At 69.3% G+C, this 4,749-nt stretch carries 5 protein-coding genes; 2 read left to right on the top strand and 3 right to left on the bottom strand.

Annotated elements, in window-relative coordinates; all coding sequences use genetic code 11:
- The coding region (locus JYJ84_RS28640; protein ID WP_205189776.1) for a nitronate monooxygenase family protein at nucleotides 1–933 on the bottom strand (933 nt) is incomplete at its 3' end.
- Between the two features lie 223 nt (nucleotides 934–1,156).
- Between JYJ84_RS28640 and JYJ84_RS28645 the strand changes: the two genes are divergently transcribed.
- The gene (locus tag JYJ84_RS28645; RefSeq protein ID WP_122944142.1) at nucleotides 1,157–1,849 is read left to right on the top strand and encodes a dienelactone hydrolase family protein; all 693 of its coding nucleotides are present in this window, start codon (nucleotides 1,157–1,159) and stop codon (nucleotides 1,847–1,849) included.
- A gap of 81 nt (nucleotides 1,850–1,930) precedes the next feature.
- Nucleotides 1,931–3,409, top strand: coding sequence for an amidase (locus tag JYJ84_RS28650; protein ID WP_122946579.1), 1,479 nt, complete (start codon nucleotides 1,931–1,933; stop codon nucleotides 3,407–3,409).
- 77 nt (nucleotides 3,410–3,486) lie between these two features.
- Here JYJ84_RS28650 and metF read toward each other — a convergent pair whose 3' ends face one another.
- Together metF and JYJ84_RS28660 are read right to left on the bottom strand one after the other, a co-directional pair.
- Nucleotides 3,487–4,314, bottom strand: a complete 828-nt coding sequence (metF, locus tag JYJ84_RS28655) for a methylenetetrahydrofolate reductase [NAD(P)H] (RefSeq protein WP_043185076.1) — start codon at nucleotides 4,312–4,314, stop codon at nucleotides 3,487–3,489.
- Nucleotides 4,315–4,326: 12 nt separating this feature from the next.
- Nucleotides 4,327–4,680 (bottom strand): phage holin family protein, encoded by a 354-nt coding sequence (locus JYJ84_RS28660; RefSeq protein ID WP_006477367.1) that lies wholly within the window; start codon nucleotides 4,678–4,680, stop codon nucleotides 4,327–4,329.
- Nucleotides 4,681–4,749: the final 69 nt, after the last annotated feature.

A 4,749-nucleotide genomic window follows, 5' to 3' on the forward strand; every position in this document is an offset into this window, starting at 1 on the left:
GCGCAACGGCTGCGTGAGCGCGTTCTGCACCGGGTACGGCGCGGCATCGGCCACGCGTTCGCCGAGCCGGGCCATCAGCGTGTTGCGCAGGCCACGCGCGTGGCGGCCGGTGATCGCGCGCGTGACCTGCGTCGACGTATCGGCGCTCGCGAGCAGGCGTGCCTTCCAGTCCGCCGCGATCGCGCTTTCCGTGCAGGTGAGGAACGCGGTGCCGAGCTGCGCGCCCTGCGCGCCGAGTGCGAGCGCGGCCGCGATTCCGCGGCCGTCCATGATGCCGCCCGCGGCAAGTACGGGCAGGCCGGTCGCGTCGACCAGTTGCGGCACGAGCGCGAGCGTGCCGATCAGCGCGTCGTCGGCCGAACCGATGAACGTGCCGCGATGGCCGCCCGCCTCGGCGCCCTGCGCGGACAGCGCGTCAGCGCCGGCCGCCTGCCATGCGAGCCCCTCGGCCACATGCGTCGCCGTGCCGATCACGTAGGTGCCGGCGACCTTCAGGCGCTTGACGTCGGACGCATCGAGCACGCCGAACGTGAAGCTCGCCACGGGCACGCGCAACGCCACCAGCGCATCGAGCTGCGCACGGAAGTCGGGCGCGTAGCGCGCGGGGGCAGTGCCCGGCGGCAACCCGAGCGTCGCGTTCAGCGGGTCGATCGCGGCCAGTGCACGGGCGACGGTCGCCGCATCGGGCGCAGCGTCCGGCAGCACGAACAGGTTGACTGCGAACGGGCGATCGGTCGCCGCACGGATGGCGTCGACTTCGGTCGCGAGGCGCTCGGGCGCGAACGCGGCGGCGCCGAGACTGCCGAGCGCGCCGGCATTCGATGCGGCGGCGACCATCGCGGTCGTGGTCGCGCCGACCATCGGCGCCTGCACGAGCGGCAGGCGCAGGCCGAAGCGTTCGGAAAAGGGCGTGGAAAACTGGCGGGCAGACATGGTGAATCCTTCGAAGACGATGCGCGAAAGCGCTTTGTAAAGGCGGGCACATCGACTCTATCGAAGCGGCGCAGCGCCGAAAAATGAATAATCGAGATCGAAACGATCGCTGCGCGAGAAGCGGGCGCGTGCCCTGCAATGACACGGGATCAGTGGCACACTAGGCCGCCCTCTTTCACCCCGGGGCGCGCATCGCGCACCCCGTTCGCCAGGAGTTCAGAACGTGACAGCCCAATGGATCGACATCCCCGCCGGTAACGACAGCTTTGGCGGCTATCTCGCGCTGCCCAAGCGCGGCACCGGCCCTGCCGTCATCATCATCCAGGAGATCTTCGGCGTGAACTCGCACATCCGCGCGGTCGCCGACCAGTACGCGTCCGACGGCTTCGTCGCGCTCGCACCGGACGTGTTCTGGCGCACGCAGCCGCGCGTCGAGCTGACCTACGAAGGCGCGGATCGCGACAAGGGCATCGAGCTGATGAAAAAGACCGACGTGGGTCTCGCGGTCGCGGACATCGGCGCGGCAGCCGATGCGTTGCGCGCGCGCCCCGAAGTGGCCGGCAAGATCGCCGCGATCGGCTACTGCTTCGGCGGCCAGCTGGCATACCGAGCAGCCGCGACCGGCAAGATCGACGCGGCCGTGGCCTACTACGGCGGCGGCATCCAGAACGCGCTCGATCTCGCCGACAAGGTCACGCAGCCGATCCTGTTCCACTACGCGGAAAACGACCACGGGATCCCGCTCACGGCCGTCGACCAGGTGAAGGCCGCATTCGCCAGCCACGGCGATGCGTCGTTCCACGTGTACCCGGGCGCCGAGCACGGCTTCAACTGCACGGATCGCGCGTCGTACAACCAGCGCGCCGCGGCGCTCGCGCACGGCCGCACGCTGACCTTCCTCGCCGAGCACCTCTAAAATCGGCCGGCCGCGGGCCCCGCGCACCGGGCCCGCGTTATGCTGCTGTCATCGCCACGAGTCACAACGGGGGTGACCGCGATGCACTCGGACTATCTCGCGCATGACGCGATCGGCCTCGCCGCACTGGTGCGCGAACGCAAGGCGAGCCCGCGCGAACTGCTCGACGCCGCGATCGGCCAGGCCGAAGCGGTCAACGGCGCGATCAACGCGATCGTGCTGCAAGACTACGAAGCCGCCCGCCAGCGTGCGGCCACCCTACCCGAAGGCGGCGCCGACGCGCCGTTCGCCGGTGTTCCCTATCTCGTGAAGGATCTCGGTGCGGCGGTCGCCGGGCTGCCGCTGTCGATGGGCAGCCGGCACTACCGGTATTTCGTGCCCGCCGACGATTCGCCGGTGATCGCGCGCAGCCGCGCGGCCGGTCTCAACGTGTTCGGCAAGACCAACACGTCGGAGATCGGCCAGATGCCGTACACGGAACCCGAACTGTTCGGCGCGTGCCGCAACCCGTGGAATCTCGACCACACGCCCGGCGGCTCGAGCGGCGGCGCGGCGGCGGCCGTCGCGGCCGGCATCGTGCCGGTCGCGCATGCGTCCGACGGCGGCGGCTCGATCCGCATTCCGGCGTCGTGCTGCGGGCTGTTCGGCCTGAAGCCGAGCCGCAACCCGGTGCTCGTCGACCTGCCGTCGAACGGCGAGCTGGTGGTCCAGCATGCGGTCACGCGCAGCGTGCGCGACAGCGCGCTGCTGCTCGACGTGACGACCGGCCAGACCTTGCCGACCGGCGCACCCGGCACGTTCCTCGGCGAACTCGACACGCCGCCCGGCCCGCTGCGGATCGGCCTCGTGCTCGACCCGATGCTCGCGCCGGCGCTCGCCGACGACACGCGCGCGGCGCTCGACGACGCGGCCGCGCTGCTCGAATCGCTCGGCCACCATGTCGAGCCGGCAACGCTGCACGTCAACTACGCGCGCGCGGCCGAAACCTTCCTCACGCTATGGGCAACGATCGCCGAGGAAATGGTGCTCGGCGCGCGCGCGATGACCGGCCGCACGCCGAAGCGCGGCGAATTCGAAGCCGCGACGTGGGCGATGGCCGTGGTCGGCCGGCGCCTCGCGCGCACGCGCCTGCCGGACGTGCTCGAATGGCAGCGCCAGCTCACCGTGCAGGTGGCCGGCCTCGTGTCGCGCTACGACGCGATCCTGTGCGCGTCGCTCGCGGGCCCGCCGGTGAAGATCGGCGAATTGCAGCCGACGCCGTTCGAATCAGCGCAGATGAAGGTGCTCGCCGCGCTGCCGGTGAAGCCGCTGCTGAAGGAAATGCTCGCGAAGTCGTCGGAAAAGGCGTTCACGTGGGCCGGCTGCACGGAGCTGTTCAACCTGACCGGCCAGCCGGCGATGTCGGTACCGCTCTACTGGAACGCACGCGGGCTGCCGATCGGCGTGCAGTTCGTCGCGCGTCACGCCGACGACGCGCTGCTGCTCAGGCTCGCCCGGCAGCTCGAACAGGCGCGGCCGTGGTTCGACCGCCGCCCGCCGCTGATGCAGGCGCAGCGCTGACGCGCGGCGCCCGATGAAAAAAGCCCCGCCGGCGGAACCGGCGGGGCTTTCGTGTGTGCTGCAGGCAGGCGCCGTGCTTACACGAGCCGTTCGCAGACCGTCTTCGTCGCCGCGGCCGCATTCAGCGTGTAGAAATGCAGCCCGGGGACGCCCGCGTCGACGAGACGCTGGCACAGGCCCGTGACGACGTCCGCGCCGAACGCGCGGATCGACTCGCGATCGTCGCCAAAGCTCTCGAGCCGGCGCGCGACCCAGCGCGGCACTTCCGCCCCGCACATTTCCGAGAAACGCATCAGCTGCGAGAAGTTCGTGATCGGCATGATGCCCGGCACGATCGGCACGTCCACGCCGAGCTTGCGCACGTCGTCGACGAAGCGGAAATACGCGTCCGCGTTGAAGAAATACTGCGTGATCGCGGAATTCGCGCCGGCTTTCACCTTGCGTGCGAAGTTCTCGAGATCGGCCTTCGGCGAGCGGGACTGCGGGTGGTACTCCGGATACGCGGCGACTTCGATGTGGAACCAGTCGCCGTGCTCGGCACGGATGAAGCTGACGAGTTCCGACGCATAGCGCAGTTCGCCGACTTCGCCCATCCCCGACGGCAGGTCGCCCCGCAGCGCGACGATGTGGCGGATGCCGTACGAGCGGTACTGGTCGAGGATCGCGCGCAGGCTGTCGCGCGACGAGCCGATGCACGACAGGTGCGGCGCGGCCTCGAGGCCGTCCTTCTGCATGTCGAGCACCGTATCGAGCGTGCCCTGCTGCGTCGAACCGCCGGCGCCGAACGTGCAGGACACGAATTTCGGCTTCAGCGGCAGCAGCTGCGCACGCGTGGCGCGCAGCTTCTCGACGCCTTCCGCCGTCTTCGGCGGGAAGAATTCAAACGAGAGTTCGATCGGTTTCATGATTCGAAAAGGTCAGCCGATGTCGCGCTGCCCGAAGATCAGCGCGGACAGCAGCCACGACACGATGCTGTACAGGATCGAACCGAAGAACGCGGACCAGAAGCCCGACACCTCGAAGCCCTTCAGCAGCGACGACGCGAACCAGAAACACAGCGCGTTCACGACGAGGATGAACACCCCGAGCGTGACGATGGTGACGGGCAGCGTCAGCAGGATCAGCACCGGGCGGATCACCGTGTTGATCAGGCCGAGCACGACCGCGATGATCAGCGCCGTGCCGAAGCTCTTGATGTGGATCGACGGCACGAGGTAGGTGATGATCAGCAGCGCGAGCGCGTTGATGACCCAGGTGAGGATGACGCTCATGGAGTGCTCCGGTTCGGTTGTCGATCGGTACGATCAGTGGCCGCCGCCGGCCGCCGCGGGGCCCGAAGG

The organism is Burkholderia sp. LMG 13014 (assembly GCF_905232215.1).
GTDB lineage: Bacteria > Pseudomonadota > Gammaproteobacteria > Burkholderiales > Burkholderiaceae > Burkholderia.